Origin of the sequence: Dactylosporangium sp. NPDC006015 (assembly GCF_040614215.1) — a bacterium.
Lineage (GTDB): Bacteria > Actinomycetota > Actinomycetes > Mycobacteriales > Micromonosporaceae > Dactylosporangium > Dactylosporangium maewongense.
In genome coordinates, this window is record NZ_JBEXUD010000017.1 from 125250 (window position 1) to 143379 (window position 18130).

The 18130-nt window shown below is 73.9% G+C and carries 16 protein-coding genes; 9 read left to right on the forward strand and 7 right to left on the reverse strand.

What is annotated here, in order from left to right:
• Positions 1-63: 63 nt before the first annotated feature.
• The 3 genes from ABZ321_RS28790 to ABZ321_RS28800 all read right to left on the reverse strand — a co-directional run bounded on the left by ABZ321_RS28790 (position 64) and on the right by ABZ321_RS28800 (position 5444).
• The gene (locus ABZ321_RS28790) at positions 64-4383 is read right to left on the reverse strand and encodes an FtsK/SpoIIIE domain-containing protein (RefSeq protein ID WP_354896856.1); all 4320 of its coding nucleotides are present in this window, start codon (positions 4381-4383) and stop codon (positions 64-66) included.
• A 24-nt stretch (positions 4384-4407) separates the two neighbouring features.
• Complete coding sequence (locus tag ABZ321_RS28795; RefSeq protein WP_344510109.1) at positions 4408-4671, reverse strand: WXG100 family type VII secretion target; 264 nt, start codon at positions 4669-4671, stop codon at positions 4408-4410.
• Positions 4672-4775: 104 nt separating this feature from the next.
• On the reverse strand, positions 4776-5444 hold the full coding sequence (locus ABZ321_RS28800) for an FHA domain-containing protein (protein ID WP_354896860.1): 669 nt from the start codon (positions 5442-5444) through the stop codon (positions 4776-4778).
• 89 nt (positions 5445-5533) lie between these two features.
• Between ABZ321_RS28800 and ABZ321_RS28805 the strand changes: the two genes are divergently transcribed.
• The 8 genes from ABZ321_RS28805 to ABZ321_RS28840 all read left to right on the forward strand — a co-directional run bounded on the left by ABZ321_RS28805 (position 5534) and on the right by ABZ321_RS28840 (position 13526).
• Positions 5534-7981, forward strand: coding sequence for a PASTA domain-containing protein (locus ABZ321_RS28805; protein WP_354896862.1), 2448 nt, complete (start codon positions 5534-5536; stop codon positions 7979-7981).
• Positions 7982-8053: 72 nt separating this feature from the next.
• Positions 8054-8365, forward strand: a complete 312-nt coding sequence (locus tag ABZ321_RS28810) for a hypothetical protein (protein WP_354896864.1) — start codon at positions 8054-8056, stop codon at positions 8363-8365.
• Positions 8362-9360 carry a hypothetical protein gene (locus ABZ321_RS28815; protein WP_354896867.1) on the forward strand — a complete coding sequence of 333 codons (999 nt, stop codon included), beginning with the start codon at positions 8362-8364 and terminating at the stop codon, positions 9358-9360. Before ABZ321_RS28810 ends, ABZ321_RS28815 begins: the two co-directional genes overlap by 4 nt.
• Complete coding sequence (locus tag ABZ321_RS28820; protein WP_354896871.1) at positions 9357-10160, forward strand: hypothetical protein; 804 nt, start codon at positions 9357-9359, stop codon at positions 10158-10160. The genes ABZ321_RS28815 and ABZ321_RS28820 overlap by 4 nt, the downstream gene beginning before the upstream one ends.
• Before the next feature lies 1 nt (position 10161).
• Complete coding sequence (locus ABZ321_RS28825; RefSeq protein ID WP_344510099.1) at positions 10162-10458, forward strand: hypothetical protein; 297 nt, start codon at positions 10162-10164, stop codon at positions 10456-10458.
• Positions 10455-11201 carry a hypothetical protein gene (locus ABZ321_RS28830; protein ID WP_354896873.1) on the forward strand — a complete coding sequence of 249 codons (747 nt, stop codon included), beginning with the start codon at positions 10455-10457 and terminating at the stop codon, positions 11199-11201. Before ABZ321_RS28825 ends, ABZ321_RS28830 begins: the two co-directional genes overlap by 4 nt.
• Entirely contained in the window at positions 11186-12532 is a 1347-nt protein-coding gene (locus ABZ321_RS28835; RefSeq protein ID WP_354896876.1) for a hypothetical protein, read from the forward strand. Before ABZ321_RS28830 ends, ABZ321_RS28835 begins: the two co-directional genes overlap by 16 nt.
• A gap of 19 nt (positions 12533-12551) precedes the next feature.
• Positions 12552-13526, forward strand: a complete 975-nt coding sequence (locus ABZ321_RS28840; protein ID WP_354896879.1) for a hypothetical protein — start codon at positions 12552-12554, stop codon at positions 13524-13526.
• 6 nt (positions 13527-13532) lie between these two features.
• On the opposite strand, the gene ABZ321_RS28845 is transcribed toward ABZ321_RS28840, so the two are convergent.
• The gene (locus ABZ321_RS28845; RefSeq protein ID WP_354896882.1) at positions 13533-13757 is read right to left on the reverse strand and encodes a hypothetical protein; all 225 of its coding nucleotides are present in this window, start codon (positions 13755-13757) and stop codon (positions 13533-13535) included.
• A 123-nt stretch (positions 13758-13880) separates the two neighbouring features.
• Positions 13881-14975: a DUF6461 domain-containing protein gene (locus ABZ321_RS28850; RefSeq protein WP_354896884.1), complete on the reverse strand. Its 1095-nt coding sequence runs from the start codon at positions 14973-14975 to the stop codon at positions 13881-13883.
• A 142-nt stretch (positions 14976-15117) separates the two neighbouring features.
• On the opposite strand from ABZ321_RS28850, the gene ABZ321_RS28855 reads away from it, so the two are divergent.
• Complete coding sequence (locus tag ABZ321_RS28855; protein ID WP_354896886.1) at positions 15118-15975, forward strand: hypothetical protein; 858 nt, start codon at positions 15118-15120, stop codon at positions 15973-15975.
• 112 nt (positions 15976-16087) lie between these two features.
• On the opposite strand, the gene ABZ321_RS28860 is transcribed toward ABZ321_RS28855, so the two are convergent.
• Both ABZ321_RS28860 and ABZ321_RS28865 read right to left on the reverse strand, forming a co-directional pair.
• Entirely contained in the window at positions 16088-16516 is a 429-nt protein-coding gene (locus tag ABZ321_RS28860) for a hypothetical protein (protein ID WP_344510085.1), read from the reverse strand.
• A gap of 119 nt (positions 16517-16635) precedes the next feature.
• Positions 16636-18123: a GGDEF domain-containing protein gene (locus tag ABZ321_RS28865; RefSeq protein ID WP_354896889.1), complete on the reverse strand. Its 1488-nt coding sequence runs from the start codon at positions 18121-18123 to the stop codon at positions 16636-16638.
• Positions 18124-18130: the final 7 nt, after the last annotated feature.

Genomic DNA, 18130 nt, shown 5'->3' on the forward strand with positions numbered 1-18130 from the left:
TGTGGTCCGCAGCGGATGGGCGGTGCGACAGCACCGCGGTGTCCACACCATAGCGACTCCCGCTCATCGCACCGACTCACGGGGTTCGGTGCTCGACGACGCCGGAACCTGTACCGCCGAGTACTGTCCACGGGTGACGAGCAGACCGCGGCCGGCCGGCCAGCCGCCGGCGGTCGAGCGCGGCAGCCGGATGTCGAACAGTTCGCCGTCCACATGCGACAGTGGGTTGAGCAGCAGACCGGTCCGCGCCCGCCGGAGCATCGCCAGCCAGCCCCGGTAACGGTGCTGCTGCAGGTCGTCGGTGGTGCCGGCGGCGACGATCACGCTGCCGGCGTCGCGGGCCGTTCGTACCAGCGTCTCCAGGGTCAGCGCCGCCGGGCCCTCGGCGAGCAGCTCCGCGTCGTCGACCAGCACCGCTACCGGCGTACCCACCTCCTGCAGCACGAGCGCGAGGTCGGCGGCGTCCTCGGTGCCGACGAGGGCCGCGGCGAGCCCGTCGAGGTCGCTCAGCGGCGACCGGCGGGGGCAGACGGCCACCACGGGTGCCGGCCCCGCCACCAGCGACCGGGCGACCTGCAGCAGCGCGCCGCTGCGGCCGGAGCGCGGCGGCCCGGAGATCAGGAACGCGTTGCCCAGTTCCGCCAGGTCGACGTCGACCGGGCCGAGCTGGTCACCGCCGACGCCGACGGTGACCGCGCCGACGGCCCGCGGCGCGCTGCGCAGCGCCTCTGCATCGGTGCTCGTGATCATCGACGGGAGCGGGTCGACCCGTTGGGGCAGCGCGTCGGCGGGCACGCCGTCCCAGCGGTGGCGGGTCGCCGCGCAGAGCCGGTCCAGCGCGGCGGCCTGCGCGGCGCCGTCGGGTTCCGGGTCGAGCAGCGCGACCTGCACGCTCTGCCCGCCGGGGCAGGCGATCGCCCGGCCGGGCGGCATCTCGCCCGGCGCCTCCCGCGGGTTGATCCCGTACGCGGCGAGGTCGTCACGGTCGGCGTGGGCGAGCACCAGGCGCGTCGCGACCGCACCGGCGAGCCGGTGGGTGAACCCGGACCGATCCGTGGACAGGACGGTCAGCACGCCGGCCGCGGGGCCCCGCCGCAGCAGCGCGTCGACGGCGTCGACGAGCCTGCCACCGTCGAGCTCGGCGAACCGGGCGTGGAACGTCTCGTACCGGTCGATGATCAGCACCAGGTACGGCAGCGGGTCCCTGGAGCCGGCCCGCTGCTCGGCCAGCGACGCGTGCCCGCCGGCGGCGAGGAGCCGCTGACGCCGGCCGATCTCGGCGTCCAGGAGCCGCAGCACACGCGCCGTGCGGTCGGTGTCGTCGCCGTCCACGTACGCGCCGCAGTGCGGCAGCCCGGCGAGCCCGGCCAGGGCGTGGTTGCCCTGGTCGAGGATGTACAGGTGGACGTCGGCGGGCCCGGCGGCGCTCGCCAGCCCGGCCGCGATCGTCCGCAGCGCCGTGGACCGGCCGCTGCGGGCCATGCCCGCGACCAGGACCGGTCCGGTCGACGCGAGATCCAGCACGTACGGTCGCTGCGCCTGCTGCGACGGCAGGTCGGCGAGGCCGACCGCGACGCGGACCAGGCCGTCCACCGCGGGCCCGGCGAGATCGGCGGCGACCACGACCGGCGGCAGCGGCGGCAGCCACGGGCTGGCCGGCGCGGCGAGTCCCGCGTGCTCCGCGGCGCCCCGGATCGCGTCGACGAGGACCGCCAGGTCGGTCTCGGCCCCGTCGTCGAGCGCGGCGGGCGGCGGCGGCTGGTGGCCGAGCGAGCCGACCGTCCGGGCCCGGACGAGGACCTCCGACTCGTCGGAGTCCACCACGGCGGAGCGCGGACCACCGATCCGCGCCGCCTGCAGCAGCGCCAGGTCACCGTGGCCGGCGCGCAGGTAGGCCCGGCCCGGCAGGTGCCGGGACAGTCGCACGGCGTCGGGGACGTCCACGACGTCGCTGCTCTCGCTCGCGCTGGTGACCCGCAGGCAGATCCGGAGGTTCAGGTTGGCGCGCAGCTCGGCGCTGACCACACCGGCCGGTCGTTGGGTGGCGAGGACGACGTGGACGCCGAGGCTGCGCCCGCGCATGCCGATCCCGGCGACGCCGGTGACGAACTCCGGCACCTCCTCGACCAGCGACGCGAACTCGTCGATCACGATCACCAGGCGGGGCAGCCGGCCGCCGGTCGTGGCCCAGTACTCGGCGATGTCCTTGGCCTCGGCCTCGGCGAGCAGCGCCTCCCGGCGGCGCAGCTCGGCGCTGAGCGAGGCGAGCGCCCGCGCGACCAGATGCCCGTCGAGGTCGGTGACCATGCCGGCGCAGTGCGGCAGGTTCCGGCATTCGGCGAACGCGCTGCCGCCCTTGTAGTCCACGAGCACGACGGCGAGCGCGTCCGGCGGGTTGACCAGGGCCAGGCCCGCGACGAGCGTCTGCAGCAGTTCGGACTTGCCGGCGCCGCTGGTGCCGGCGATGAGCAGGTGCGGCCCGTCTCGGCTCAGGTCGATGCTGAACGGTCCGCCGGCGCCGACCCCCAACGGCACGGTCGCGGACCGCCCGCCGGGACTGGCGGCCCATCTGCGGGCGACCGCCTCCGCGGTGGGTGTGTGCCCGAGCCCGGCGAGGTCGAGCAGGCGCACGGTGTCCGGCAGTCCCCCGTCGTCGCCGGAGCGGCCGCCGAGGACCCGCAACGGAGCGAGGGCGTGCGCCAGCGCGGCGGCGTCGGCCGCACTGAGCCGGTCCAGCAGCATGTTGTCCAGGACCCGCCCGTCGGGGTGCCGCAGCCGGGCCCGCGTCCCCGACGGGGAGCTGATCACGGCAGTGGCCCGGCACTCAGCCGGCAGGTCTGTCTCCTCGACGTCCACGCAGATCGCGTACACCCCTGCATCCGGACCGTCGGTGAGCAGTTCGGCCAGCTCCGGCAGCCCACGCAGCCGCCGGGCCCCGTCCGCGACCACGATCATCCGGCGGCCGGCCGGCACCGACGCGCGCAGCGCCGCCTGCCGCTCGGCCCGGCGCGCCGCCACGATCCGGCGTAGCTCGGTCAGCCGCGCCCGGGCCTGCTCCGCGTCGGTGGCGATCATCCGCTGGCATGCCAGGTCGGCGGTGTGCGGGACGGTGTGCGGCAGCCAGCTCGCCCACTCCCACTCCGGTGCCTCGTCCGTGCCGGTCAGCACCACGATGCCCAGGTCGTGCGGGGCGTGCAGGGTGGCGAGGTGCGCCAGTACGGCGCGGGTCGTGGCGAGGACCGCTTCCCTGGGACCGGCCAGCCCGAGCACACCGGCCGCCGCCAGGTCGACGGTGGACGGCAGGTGTTCGACGGCGGGGATGTCGAACTCGCCGTCGAGGTCGACCCGTGCCGGCGCGGTGCCCAGTCCGAGTCGGACGTGCAGGAAGTCCTGGTCGGCCGGCCGGCGCTCGTACAGCCGCCGGCCGGGACCGCTCGCGATCCCCAGCAGGCGGGCCGGGTCGGGCCAGGCGTCACGGCCGGCCCGGCCCTGTTCGTCGGCGAGCCGCTCGAGATCGGTGACCAGGGCGGCCCGCGCCCGTTCGTACTCCTTCACCGCCGCGCGGTGCTCGTTGCGGCCGCTGCGCCGGTCGGACAGCACCGTCGCCAGCATCAGCACCGGCGACAGCGCCAGGAAGATCAGGAAGTAGCCGGCGCCGGGGAGCAGCTTGTACATGACCCCGGCGATGACCAGCGGCAGCAGGATCACCAGCAGCGGAAAGCGCACCGCTCGCGGCCGCTCCGGCCGCCGCGGCACGCTCAGCCGCGCCACCGCCGCGGATGTGCCGATGCGCGGCGGCCGGTTGTACGGGACCGTCCCGTCCTCCGCGACCGGCCCGACCGGCCCGTCGGCCGGGTCGACGGGCCGGACGGTGAGGACGGTCTCGCCTGCGGAGAACACCTCGCCGGGCGCGACCTCGGCAGCGCCGACGAGCCGCACCCCGCGGTGCGCGACGCCGTTGCGGGAGCCCGCGTCGGCGATCTCGAACCCGGTCGCGGTGGGCCGCGCCGTCGCGTGGACCCGGCTGACCTCGGGGTCGGCGATCACCAGGTCGTTGCTGGGTGCCCGGCCGACACTGACCGTGCTGCCTGCCGGTAGCGCGGCCCGCGCCGCGCCGCCCGCCCCGCCGACCGCGACCAGCTCGACCCCGTCCCGGCCATGATCCGGACCGCCTGGTCCGGCGTCGGTGCGCAGCAGCGCGCCGATCGGCACCGTCAGGTCCACCACCCGCGCGGTGCCGGGCAGCGGCCGGCCGGCCAGCCACAGCTGCCGGCCGGCGCAGTCCAGTGCCCGCGCGAGATCCTCGACGGTCGCCCGTGCCCCGGCCCGGACCCTCGTCGCGAACTCCCGGCCGTCCGTGGCGACCCGCACCTCACGCTCCATGCCCGTGATCCGCATGTCGCCGGTTCAGCCGCCGGCCTGCTCGAGGGCGTCGGCACGCCGCCGCACCTCGTCCGCCGCGTCCTGCAACGCCACCGACAGCCGGGTCAGCGCCGGCTCGTACTCACTGCTCCACGACGAGCGGAACCGTTCCGACGCGCCGCCCTGCCAGTACGTGTTGGCCAGTGCGGTGCGCAAATCACGCAGCAGGCTGTCGACCGTGCTGCTCTGCCGGGCGAAGTTGCCGTTCAGCGTGTGCAACTGCCCGATCTCGCCGCCGATCACCGACATGGGACTCTCCTTCGCTGGTGGACTGTTCGCCACTCAACGTAGGGACCGCGCCGGCACCGGCGACATCGGAAAGGCTCCCCAATCCCGGTGCCCCCGGCGGGTGCTCAGCGCAGCAGCCGCAGGTCGTCGCGGGTGATCAGCTCCCGGCTCAGCGCATACTCGGCCAGGCCGACGAGTGCGTTGTGGCCGGTCATGCCGGGCACACCGGCCTCGTCGAGCCGGGCCCGCAGGTATTCGATCCGCTTCACGAGGGTCGTGCGCGGCCAGTCCAGGCGCGCGGCCGCGGCCGCGTACGTGCGTGGGTGCGGGTCGTACTGCGGCGGCTCCCGCAGGTACCCCGCGAACAGGGCCACCATCGCCAGGCGGTCCGCCGCGCTGATCACCACGGCGGCACCGACCTCGGTCGGCACGGCAGGTGTGAGCGGCTCCGCCACGGGCTCGCCGGCCGGCTGCGGTGCGGACGGCGGTGTCAGCCGCAGATCGTGCTGGGCGAGGCTGCCGTCGACGAGCACCGTGACCGGCCGCTCGACCGCGACCCGCCGGCCCGGCGGCAGGACACTGCGGAAGCCGTACTCGTCGGCGACCGCGAACGGCCGGGTGGTCGACGCGTTCGTCAACCACCAGACGTCCCCCTCCCTGGTGATCGTCCCGGCGATCCGCGAGATCGCCGCGTCACCCGGGTCCAGGCAGATCGTGCACTCCTTCGCCCGCCCGAACGTCAGTCGATCTTCATCGACCAAGGTCAGCGCCTGTCCACCGCGTTCGACACGCATCCGTTGGGAAACCCTTCCCGTCCGACCGCCGCTCCGATTGACCGGCATCGTCGCTATTCTCGGCCACGCCGACAAACCGAGGGAGTGCCATGTCCGGCTTCACCGCCCGGCTCAGGTCCATGCCGCTGCGCCTACCGGGCCGCGCGTCATTGACCGGAGAACGGGTCAACCGCGCCGCCCTGGCCGTCGTGCTGTGCGGTGCCGTGATCGCGGTCGGGCTCGGCGTCGGCTACCGGTCCTCACGCGCCGCGTACGGCGACGGTGGGGCGTTCCTGCAGAAGGACACCAGGATCGTGCACGTCAACGCCGACAACCGCGACGCCGACGCCGTGGTCGCCAAGCAGCTGGCGACCGGCAAGCAGATGCTCGAGGTCGTGCAGGTCCGGCCCGGCGTCGTGTACGTCGTCAACAACGACACCGGCACCGTCACCCTGCTGCCGACCGACACCCTCGATCCGAAGACCGTCGACAAGCGACCCGACTCCCAGGGCAAGCTCACCGTGGTCAGCGGCGGCGGCGACGCGTACCTCCTCGACTCGCAACGCGGCACGGTCAGCCGGCTCGACGGCACCGCCGGGCAGCAGACCCAGGTGACCGACCTGCCGCCGGTCGACCGGGCGGTGGTCGACGGAGCCGGGACCGCCTGGGGATACGCACCCGCCTCCGGCGAGCTCGTGGAGATCGTCAAGGACAAGGTGAAGTCACGACAGCGCGTGCTCAGCGCCGGCGAGCGCGCCGAGCTGACCCTCGTCGGCGGCGCACCGGTGATCTACGTACCGCACACCGGGCAGGCCGGCATGTACGGCCCGGACGGTCCGAAGCGCGTGCTCGACCTCGACGCGACGTTCGGGGTGCTGGCCGCCCCCGGCGCGGCCGCGACCGTCGCCGTCGCCGTCGCCCGCACGGGTGAGCTCGTCCTCGGCGAGTTCAGCGACGAACGGGACGTGCGCAGGATCGCGCTGCCCGGCCGCGCCGGGCACCGGTTCGGCCCGCCGGTCAGCCACAAGGACCGCGTGTACCTGCCGGACTTCACCGCCCGGCACGTGATCGTCGTGCACACCGCAAGCGGCAAGGTGGAGACCGAGCAACCGGTCCCCGGCCGCTCCGACTCGTTCCAGGTCTTCACCCGCGACGATCACGTCTGGGTCAACGACCCGCACGACAACGCCGTGGTGATCACCTTCGACGCCGACGGCCGGCCAACCACCACGGACCTCACCGACGCGACCAAGCCGAGCCCGTCACCGAAAGCGTCGCCGAAGCCATCGGGGAAGCCGTCGGCGAGCCCCAGCGGCTCCCAGCCGTCGGCCTCGGCAAGCGCGGCGCCGCAGCAGCCGGTCACCCTGCCGAACCTGGTCGGCGTCGACCGCACCGCCGCGTGCGCGCGGCTGGCGCAGCTCAGCCGCCAACTGCGGTGCAGGCTCGTGGCCCAGCCGGACGGCCCGGCCGACACCGACAAGGTGACCGGCACCGACCCGCCGGCCGGGTCGCGGGTCAACCCGCGCAGCACGGTGACCGTCTTCTACCGTGGGCCCGCGCAGGTGCCCGACGTCACGAAGCTGCCCGCCAGCCAGGCCTGCCGGGCGTTGATCGCGGCGAGCCTGACCTGCCGGGAACAGGTCGGCGGGCTGGCCGCCGACGGCAGCCAGGTCCGGGTCGTCACCGCGCAGAGCCCCGCGCCGGGGACGGCCGCGGCGACCGGCACGCCGGTCACCGTCACCTACCCGGACATGATCGCGGTGCCGAACCTCGTCGGGCAGCCGTCCAACGTGGCCTGCCCCACGGGTCTGACCTGCGCCCCGCACAGCCTCGGCCCGGGCACCCCGGCGTACGTGGTGGTCGCCCAGCAGCCGGCCGCCGGCACGGGCCTGGCGCCGGGCGCGACGGTGACCCTCGACCACTACACGCACGGCGGCGTGGGGAACCTGGTCGGGATGAGCCCCGACGAGGCGTGCGCGAACCTCGCGCAGCAGCAGCTGGGCTGCAACCGCAGCGACACCGCCCAGATCCTGTCGCCGATCGGTGTCGTCGTCGCGCAGGACCAGCCGCCGGGCACCGCGCTCCCGGTCGGCACCGCCGTCACGATCGCCTACCAGTCACGGACTCCGGTGCCGATGAACCGGTTCAAGGCGCCGGGCGCCAGACGCGGCAACTTCCTGTCGCCGGGCGGTGGCGGGCCCGCCGGCTGGTCGCAGCAGAGCACGATCGGGCGGCTGTATCCGGTCTCGGCCGCCGGCGGCGTACCCGGCCTCATGGTCATCTACCAGTCGCACTGCGAACGGGGCTGCGGCGAGGCAGGCGGCTACTACTACTCCGCCAACCCGAACACGCAAGCCAACTGGGTCATGGACGGGCCGGCGTTCGCCTGCTTCGTCGACCAGATCCCCGGCACCGTGCCGATCCGGGCGCTGTTCCACCCGGGCGCCGCCGCGTGGGCCTGGGCGGAGCCCGGCAGCGGCGAGTACAACGCCTTCGTGGCCGCCGGGTTCGGCTCGCAGTACGACTTCACCCTCTGCCACGTCTGGCCGCGCCCGTAGCCGTCACGCGCCGCGACGTCGCGGGGAACCCTTCCCATTGAAGGGTTCCCCGCCACCGGCAACGCTTGGGGCATGCTCCCGCGCGACCCTGTTCTCATCGACGGTGCCCGCTACGCCGAGTACGCGCAGACGGCCACCACCCAGGCGGCGGTCCTGCGATCCGCGGCGATCCGCGCCGAGGCGGCCGTCCGAGCCGTCGGACGCGGCACCGCCGGCGCCGCGTTCGAAAGCCCGTCGGCGAGCCGGTTCAAGCAACGCACCGGCGACATGACCGACGACCTCCGTGCCGCCGCCGACCGGCTCACCGAACTCGCCGAGGACCTCGACCGGATGTCGAAGCACTACGGCGACCTCTACCTCGCGTGGAAGGCGATCCAACCATGAACTCGGTCGTCCGGTACGTCTTCAACCTCGACGACCTGCACGGCCTCGCCGGCACCCTGCGCGGCGCGGCCCACGCGCTCGACGACGCCGCCGGGTCGGTGCGGGCGGCGCAGGCGGCCGTCGCCGACCTGCCCGGGATCGGCGGCGACACCGCCGCGGTGGCCGGCGGCATCGCGGTCCGGTTCGAGGCCGCGGCCCGCGGGCTGCGCGCCGACGCCGGCTGGCTCGCCGCGACGGTCGGCAAGCTCGCCGCGCTCGACGCCACCTTCTGGGCCGGGGCCGGTCTCGGCAAGGTCACCAGCGCGTTCCAGGGCGACCGCGCGCTGCGCCGACGGTACGGACGCGACGCCGGCGCCGCCCGGCGGCTGGGCAACATCACCCGCACCGGCGTCGACCTGTTCGGCGAGGACGTGACCGGTTCGAAGCTGCCGCAGCAGGCGATGCGCTACTACCAGGGGCTCAAGCACTTCAAGGCGGTCGACCGGGCGCTGTGGCAGCTGCGCTACCCGCTCGCCTGGCACGCAACGGCCGCCGCCGACGCGCTGCGTCATGCCGCCCGGCGCGCCGGGGTGCCGGCCGCGAAGCGACCCGACTGGATCCGGCGGCTCGCGGGCGACGGCCACGGCCTGCGCCGCCTCAGACGCGTCGGGAACTGGGCGATCCCCGGCGGCTCGGCGGCGCTGCTGCTCGAGGACGGCCGTCAGCTGTTCAACCAGAAACACACCGGCGCGCGAGGAGGCCTCGAGGTGCTGCGGGACACCACCGCGACCGTCGGCTCCGGGTTGCACCTGGCGAGCGACGTGCTCAACGTCGTCCCGGTCGCCGGTACCGTCGCCGACAAGGGCGTCGACGCCGCCGTCTTCTTCACGTTCGACGCGTCGGTGATGGCCCTGGACGCCGTCGACTTCGTCGGCTTCGAACACGGCGACGACGTGGTGCACGCCGTCGGCGACGCGGCCGGCGAGGTCAAGGACTTCGTGGGTGGCATCCTGTGAACGGCCCCGTCACGCCGCCGGCACTGCTCGCCACCGCCGATGAGCTGGACGCCCTCGCCTACGGCCTCGCCGGGGCCGGCTTCCCCGGGGCCGGCTTCCCCGGGGCCGGCTTCCCCGGGGCCGGCTTCCCCGGGGCCGGCTTCCCCGGGCTCGGGCCGACGCTGGTCGCCGCCGCCGCGCCGGAGCAGCGGGCGGCGGTCGCCCGCCGGCTCACCGGTGGGCTGCGGATGCGAGGGATCGTCCAGTCGTGCGCCGGCGGCTGGCAGGTCGCCCCCGCATACCGCGAGCTCCTGGACGCCACGCTCGACCCCGACCTGGTCGTCGGTGTCCGGGTGCGCACCCCCGCCGCCTCGACGATGACGCTGGTGTCCCGTGGCCGCGGCGCGGTCGTCCTGCACGAGGCCACCACCGACGGCGACCACCGGCTGCGGCACTCCCCCACCGACCTGCTCACCACCGTGCGGGACCTGCTCGCCGCCCCGGCCCACCCGCCCCACGGCGCCGGCGCGGAACGGCTGACCCGGACCGAGCTGCGCCGGCGCGTCGAGCACGGCCCGGCGACGCCGTTCACGCACGCGGTCGCCGGCTGCCGGTACGCCGCCCGGGTCACCCCGTTCGGCGGCGCCGCCGACGGCACCTACCACGCCGCCTCGGCCGTGCTGCTCGCCGCCGAGTCCGGTCCGCTGTGGACCGTCGAGGTCCACGACGACACGGTGGCCGCCGAACCCGTCGACGACGTCACCGCCTGGCTCCGGCAGCTCCTCCTTGAACCCGTCCCCGCCCGCGCGAACCGAGGCTGACATGGCGCTGACCCCACCCGACGAGCTCGACGACCTCGCCGCCGCGCTCGACCGGCACGCCGGCGAGCTGGACCGCGTCCGCGACGAGCTCCGGCACGCCGTCCACGACACCCGCGGCGGGTGGGAGGGGCTGGTCGCCGACCGGTTCCGGGCCCATCTCGACGGCCGGCACCGGCAGCAGCACCTCGCGCACGCCGCCGACCGGCTCCGCGACACCGCACGGCTCGCCCGCCTGGCCGCCGAGGAGCAGCGCGACCGGCTCGCCGCCGCACAGACCGGCGGGACCCCGGCACCGTGACGACCCGGCTGACACTGACCCTCGACGAGCTGCGCGCCCTCTCCCGGCTCGCCGACCACTGGCTGCCCGCCGACGTCACCGACGACGACGCCGACCTGCGCATCGACCTGGCGGCGGTACGCGGCCTCGCCGCGCGTGGACTCGTGCCCGGCGAGGAGCCCCTGGCCGGCGTCCTCGCACCGCTGACCGGACCACGCACCGCCGTGGAGATCGACGCCGACGAGGCCGGGACCCGGCGCTGGTACGCGGCCGCCGGCGACACGTCCACCACCGTGCTCGCCGGCGGCCCCGACGGGCTCGTGGACGTGGAGCTCCTCGACGGGTCGCCGGCGGCGGTCGTGCCGCGGCTGCTGCTGTTGCCCGCCGCCCAGGCCGAGGCGACCGGCTTCGACGTCCCTGCCGACGCCTTGGCGGAGGCCGACGAGCTGGTGGCCGGCGGCGCCGAGGATGCCGCGCTGGACGTCCTGTGCCGCGCCGGGGTGCCGGCCGGGCCCGCGGCGAGCTGGCTGGGCGCGATCACCGGCCGGCGGTCCGCCGCCGCGGTCCGGGTCGCCCACCACGACCCGGCGACGGGCCGGTCCGCCGTCGGGGAACTGCGGTGGCTCGTCGCCGGCGACGGCACCGCCTGGCAGGTCACCGCCGTCCACGGCGGACTCCACCGGGTCGCTCCGGCCGACCCCGGCGACGTCCGCGAATCCCTTGACCACCTCTTGTCCTGGAGTGCCTCATGCCGAGTGCCCTGAGCCGGTTCATGGCCGCGATCCGCTCGGTCGAGTCCGGCGGCGACTACCACATCTCCGGCCCGCCGACCCCGTACGGCCGCGCGAGCGGCGCGTACCAGTTCATCGACTCGACCTGGAACGACTTCAAGGGCTACCCGACCGCGAGAAGCGCCCCGCCGGCCGTCCAGGACCAGAAGGCGGCGCAGCTCATGTCCGCCTACCACCGGGAGTTCGGCCGCTGGGACCTGGTGGCCGTGGCCTGGCACGCGGGCGAGGGCACCGCCCGCCGGGTCGCGCACGACCCGTCCTACCTCAACCGGCTCAGCGACGGGTACCTGCCGACGTCGGCGTACGTGCAGCGGGTGCTGCACCGGGCCGGCCTGGCGGCCGGCGGGGGTGGCGGGGGTGGCGGGACTCAGGGGAATGGTGGCGGGGGCAGTGGTGGCGTTCGTGGTGGCGGCGGCGAGGGCCTTCCGATGCGGCCCTGGCAGCTGCCGCGCAACATCACCGGCAAGCACGGGCGCATCGTCATCGACCCGCCGCTGCTGTCCCGGCTCGCCCGGCAGCTCACCGACCACCTGGCGACCGTCGACTCGGTGTACCACCGCACGAAGCGCGCCACCGCCGACGTCCACCGGATGCGGTTCGCCGACCCGGCGACCGGCCGGCGCCTGCACGCCGCCCTCGACGACGTCCTCGACGGCCAGCACGGGCTCAGGCTCGTCCCCGGCTACCTGAGCCGCGACGTCGGGTACCTCCTGGAGGCCCGCGACCGGGCAGTGCGCGCCGACACCGACAACCGGCACGAACGGCGCGGGGTCGAGCGCCTGATCGCCTCGCTGGCCGCCCGGCACGGCACCGGCACCCGCAGGGACGTCGCCCACCTGCTCCGCGACCTGTACCGGCGGGACAGCGCCCACACCCGAAAGCACCTGCCGACATCCCCGGCATCGTCACCTCCCGCGCACCGGCCGCCCGGGCTGTCGGCCGTCAACCTCGGCCACGCCTGGGGCGGCAGCAAGTCGATCTTCGACCAGTTCGTGACGCCGTTCCTGCGCAAGGAGGGCCTCGCCGCCGGTTCGCAGAAGCGCCCGACCGACTCCGTCCCCGGCCCCGCCACCTCCGACCACTTCGTCGGCAGCAGATCCTCCTACGCGATCGACTACCCGACCTTCTCCGGCGAGGACGAGGCCCGCGCCCTGGCCCGCGCAATGGGCAACCGCTCCTGGCAGCCGAACAGCTACGACTCCTTCGTGGTCAAGGTCGACGGAGCACAGTTCCGCGTCCAGATCCTGTGGGGCGCCCGCATCGACCACGCCGACCACGTCCACGTAGGCATCCACCGCCTGTGAACTGGATTAGTATCTCGGCGTGATCGGTGATGCCGGGCGCGAGAATCGGGCCGAGCGGTGCCGTGCGGCGGCGGACAGCATTGCGGTGCTCGCGCGCAGGCTGGCGCGCCTGGTTGATCTGCCGACAGGTGAGCAGCTCGCCGACGTGCTGAGCGGTGCTGGCTGGGACGCTGAAGGAGCAGGCCGGCGTGGCGTTTTCGCGAAAGGTGGTGTCAGGGCCGCGGTCCTGACCGACTGGACCACTGCGACCGTGTCCGTCGACCTGGACAGCTTCGGTTGTCCTCGCGACCTCGACCCAGACGACTTCGACGACGACGCGGCCTACTGCGCCGCAGTCGACCGGCTGTACGACGACGCTGAAGCGATGGTGGGGGTCGTCGTCGAGCGGCTCGGCCTCGAGCCTGCGGACCCGCTCGCAGTGGACCCGCGGGCCGACTACGGAAGCCGGGTGCGGCTGCGCGCAGGGCACTGGGCGGTGACCGTGGCGGCGGTGCAGGAGGACCCCGACCTGCCGCTGCTGGTGGAGGTTAACCTGACGTACGGTGCCGACCTGCCCGGCCGGCTCGCTCAGTTGGTGGCCGCGCCGGCGCGCGCCGAACCGGTCGACTGGCAAACGGTGTCCGCTCGGATCGGCGTCGAGCTGCCGGAGGACTACCGCTGGCTCATGGAGCACTACGGTCCCGGCACGTTCGACGGCTACCTGACGCTCAGTTCGACGGCGGCGTTGCCCCAGCCGGCACCAGGACCGCCAGCCGGCGCGCTGCGGATCACCACAGCGCGGATGCTGCCCGTGGCCACGACCGCCAACGGGGCGACGGTGTCACTGCTCATGGACCCGACCTGGGACAACCTCTGGCAAGGCCTTCGGATCACCAGCCCGGGCACCGCACCCTGGGACGTCCCCACCGGCCTGCTGTACTTCCTGGTACTGACCCTGTCCCGGAGATATCCGGTGCCACAGTTCCAGGTTCAAGGTGGTGCAATCCCGAGCTGATGTCGATCAGTAATGCGCGATGATCTGCGCGACCGGATGACCGAGAAGGTCGGACACCTGCCCGAGTTCGCCGGCGTCGAGCTCGTCCGCGGACCGGGTGGGGTTCATCGCACTGATCTCGAACCGTGCGAAGCCGATCGGGTTCTCGTAGTGCAAGCTGTCCAGCTGGACAGCGGCCCCAGGCTGCCAGTCTCGATCGGTCGGTATCAACCGGATGTACGTGTCGCTCACAGCCTGAGCATGCCGGTGCCGCATGCCGGTGCCGCGGCCGGGCCCCTGCCGTGCGTCAGCGTTGCCCGATCATGCGCACGACGGTCATGAGCATCATGATGGCGACGCGATCGGATCCGGCGGTCAGGGTCGAAGGCGGCCGATCGCCGCCTCGTGTGCGGCTGGGTCGGCCAGGGGCGCGGACCCGTTGCCGAGCGAGTAGAGCGCCGCACGCACGGCGAGATCTTCGTCGGGGTACAGCGTCGCGCGCAACGCAAACGCGAACCAGCCGAGCCGGTAGCCGTGCCGCCGGTCGGCGTCGCCCATCCGCTGGCGTGCCGGTCCGTTGAGGGATTCGCCGGCCGTGACGGCCGCTCGCAACCAGCCGCGGACCGCGCGGCCCAGCGGTGCCGTGACCGGCACCTCGGGGAACCTTTCGGCTTCGGCGTCGGCGAGCGCCTCGGCGAGGCCGGGTGTGTCAGCAACACCGAGGATGCCGGCGATGCGCCGGATCTCGGCGACCGCCGTGGCGCGCTTCGCCGCCGGGGAGGCGCCGTCGACGGCCGCGACGAGCGCCTCCCGCTCCGGTCGGGGCGCGGTCGAGTCCGCGGCCAGGACGCCACCGCCGCGCGGCCGTGCGCCGGTGAACCACGGATCGAACTGCGCCGACAGCATCGGACCCGACATCTGCCGCACCGACGGCATGACACCCGTGATCGAAGCCGCCAGCAGGACCGCCCGCGCAACAGCGTCCCGAGGCCCCCGGCCGTCGCTGTCCGCAGCGGCCGGATCCAGGCCGACCGCGTGGAGCTCGCCGCGCAGGAGCTGCGGGTCCGCGCCCCACACATGGTCCATCCATCCAGGAAGAAACGCAGTCATCTCCGTGCCGTCGACGGCGTACACGAACCGCGACTCGGCATGCTCGTGCCGCAGGACGCCGACGGCTGCCGTGCCTCGGGACACCTCCCCCAGCACCGGCCCCACACCTTGGAAACCGGCCGGTTCCAGAACGACCGTCCAGTCACCGAACACGACGGCGCCGGCCATGCGGGGGTACCCGAGATCGAAGGAGGTCTGCCGCTCGTGCATCTGCTCCCGGCTCAGGTCAGCGAACGTGTCCGGATAGGCGCCGAACCGCCGCAGCGCCTCGCTCGCGTCAACTCCGCGGGCGAACGTGAGACAGAATATTTCCCCTAATGCGTCGCATAACGCAACGGACTGCCCCAAATCCGGCCCCATCAACACAGAGTATCCGCCCCGACGAAGCAACCCGCGACGGACACTACGGGCGGAGGGACGACCAGTGAAAGGTGGTTCGATGGCCCGGCTCCATGTGATTTTGTGTCTGGACTCCCGGGCCGACGCCGGACGTGTCACGCGGATGTGGTTCGAGTTGGCGTGGTCGAGGCTGGCGGTTCGGCTGCACGACGGGCTGGACGCCAACCCCCGCGCCGGCGAGGACGTCACCGGCACGCTCATGGCCGGGCGGATCTGGGAGACCTATCCGCCGGTCGGCATGCCATGGTGCGAACTCGTCCGCTTCGAAGGTGAGGACGACGACGAGGTGGCTACCGCGCTGCTGATGCATCCGCGCAGCTGGAGCGTGTTCCTGGACGGTCTGGACCAGCACCCGGGCGCGACCGCCTACCTGCAGGCCGGTGTCGTCCAACGCGCGGAGCGCATGCCCGGAGGGCGCATGCCCGGCTTTCCGGACCTGCATGTGCGGACGTGGCTTGAAGGCGGGGTTCGGCTCGGGCTGTCGGCGTCGCCCGAGTTCCTGGTCGGCACCGCGGATGCCGAGCGTGCATTGTGCGGGTTCCTGCGGGAGGTCGCAGCGGTGAGCGATCCGGCCTACGGTGAGGTGTCGCTCGACCTGGACGGGCACTACGGCGTCGAGTCGCTGCTGGAGCGGTTCCTGGTCGGCCTCGACAGTAGGACACGCGACGCGATACGGCGGACTCCACCGCGGGAACGGCTCAAGGGATACTCCTGGATCACCGTCATCCCGGCCGAGGTGGCGGCCCGGCTCGGTGGCGCCGCCGGGTTGCCGGCCGGCGGCGCGTTCCACGAGGTCGTGGCGCTGCCTGCGGGTGGTATCTGGGCGCAGGCGACCGGGCGGCTCACCGACTACGACCATGCCGCCGCCCGGCGGGTGTTCGACGCGCTGCGGTCAGTGCTTCCACCGGGCTGGCCGACACCGGCGGAAGGAGACGGCCCGCTCGTCGAGGAGGCTCCCTGAACAGCAGCGACTGTGCGGCGGCACCCGTCGGTCAACGGAAGAGGGCCAGAACCCGTTCCATCCGTTGCGCCAGGTGTCCGGGCCGCATTGCCACAGCGGCCCGGAGCGTGGGTCAGCAGTAGACGTTGCCGCAGTACTGGATGATGAACGCGTTGGAGGTCTTGGTGGCGCTCTGTCCGTTCTGCGTGTAGGTCACCGTCACCGAGATCACCGCGTCGCTGTTCGCCACGGCGAGGCCGCAGCCGCTGGCGGTCGACGTGCAGCCCGACACCACGTAGAGGACCGGCCCGGTGTAGCTCCAGGAGAAGGTGTAGCCGGTGCCGGAGAGGTTGTTGACGTTGAAGCCGGCGTTGTACACCGAGGCGGGCTTGTTGTTGTGGCAGTTGGTGCTCCACGTCAGGATGGTGCCGGGCGAGACCCGGCAGCCGAAGGTCTCGCCGCCGAACGCCTGCGCCGGGGTGGCGCCGACCGCCGCACCCGCCGTCGCCGCGACGACGCCGAGGGCCAGCCGCGCCAGAACGCGCCGGAATCGCTGTGTCATGACCATCCCTTCACGGAACCATAGAGATCCATGCATATCTATGGCATGGTATCGCTTCCGTGCGGCGGTGATGACTGTCCGAACTCGCGAATGGCGCCGTGACGACGGCCCGCCCGACGTCAGGTCGGCACAGCCAGCCGGACCTGCCGCTTGCGGCGGTACATCTCGGCGTCGGCACGGCGCAGCAGCGCGTCGGCGTCGGCCGGGGTGCCGGTGGCGACGCCGATGCTGGCGCCGACGTGCACCACGGTGCCGGGCAGGTGGCACGGCAGGGTGATGGCGGCGCTGATCGAGGCGGCGCGGTGGTGCGCCGCGTCGGCGTCGACGCCCGGCAGGAGCAGGGCGAACTCGTCGCCGCCGAGGCGGGCGACCAGCGCGTCCGGGCCGGCGGCCGCCTCGAGGCGGCGGGCGACCTCGACGAGCAGCACGTCGCCGGCGTGGTGGCCGTGGACGTCGTTGACCTGTTTGAAGCCGTCGAGGTCGATGACCAGGACGCTCAGCTGGGCGGCCGTGTCGATCGCCGCGAGTCGCTCGGTCAGCAGGGCGCGGTTGGCGAGGCCGGTCAGGGCGTCGTGGGTCGCCTGGTGGCGCAGCGCGTCGTGCAGGCGCTGCAGTTCGAGCATGCTGCGGTCGAGGTCGGTGAGCAGCCGGTCGTTGTCGTGGAAGGCGATCAGCTGGCGGGTGAGGACCACGGCGGTGATCACCACGATGCCGACCGCGACGCCCCACGTGCGTGCGTCCGCCCCGGCGACGTGCAGGGCGACGATCCCGAGCAGTTCGGTGGCGACGACGGCGACGTACGGCATGACACTGAACCGGCGCTGCCGCGCCTCGGCGTGTCCGGCCGGACGGCGTTGCTGGATCCCCTGCACGCGCAGGCTCGCCACGGTGAGGATGCACGGCAGCAGCGACGCGACCGCCTCGATCCGCGCATCGGTGGCGCCGGTCAGGATCGCGGCGACGGAGGTGCCCACGGCCGTGCCGCCGACCCCGACACAGCCGGCGATCCCGGCCTGCCGGGTGAAGGGGGCGGTGCCGCTGAGGATCAGCTTGAGCACGCCCAGCACGATCACCAGCATGACCACGGCGCCGGCCGCGGCGGCCAGCCGGTCCCCCAGGCGTGGGCTGTCCAGTTCGGCGCCGATCGAGAAGTACCAGAGGAAGACGGCGACACCGATCAGCACGGCGCCCGCGTCGAGCCACAGCCGCATCCGCTGCCGGCCGCCGTCGCCGAGCGGGTGACGCAGCATCACCACCGCCATCAGCGTCATCGCGCACACGACGCACAACGACTGCACGATGCTCACCGCGGCGCCGGGGTCGGCGACCATCACGACGGTCTGCGTGCCGTCGCCGACGGCGCACAGCAGACCGGCGACCGCCATCGCCCGCCAGAACCGGCGTCGGTGCCGGTCCGTGCCGCCGTGCGCCTGCAGCTGGCGGGCGAACACCACGATCGACACGTCGAGCGCCGCCTGGATCCCCCAGGAGACGGCGCCGCCGCCCGGCCCGGCGAGGAACCACACCGGCACGACCAGGGCCAGCCCGGCGAGGCCGAGCAGCGCCGGGTCACGCAGGAGCTCACCGACCGGGGACCGTTGCGCCATACCCGCC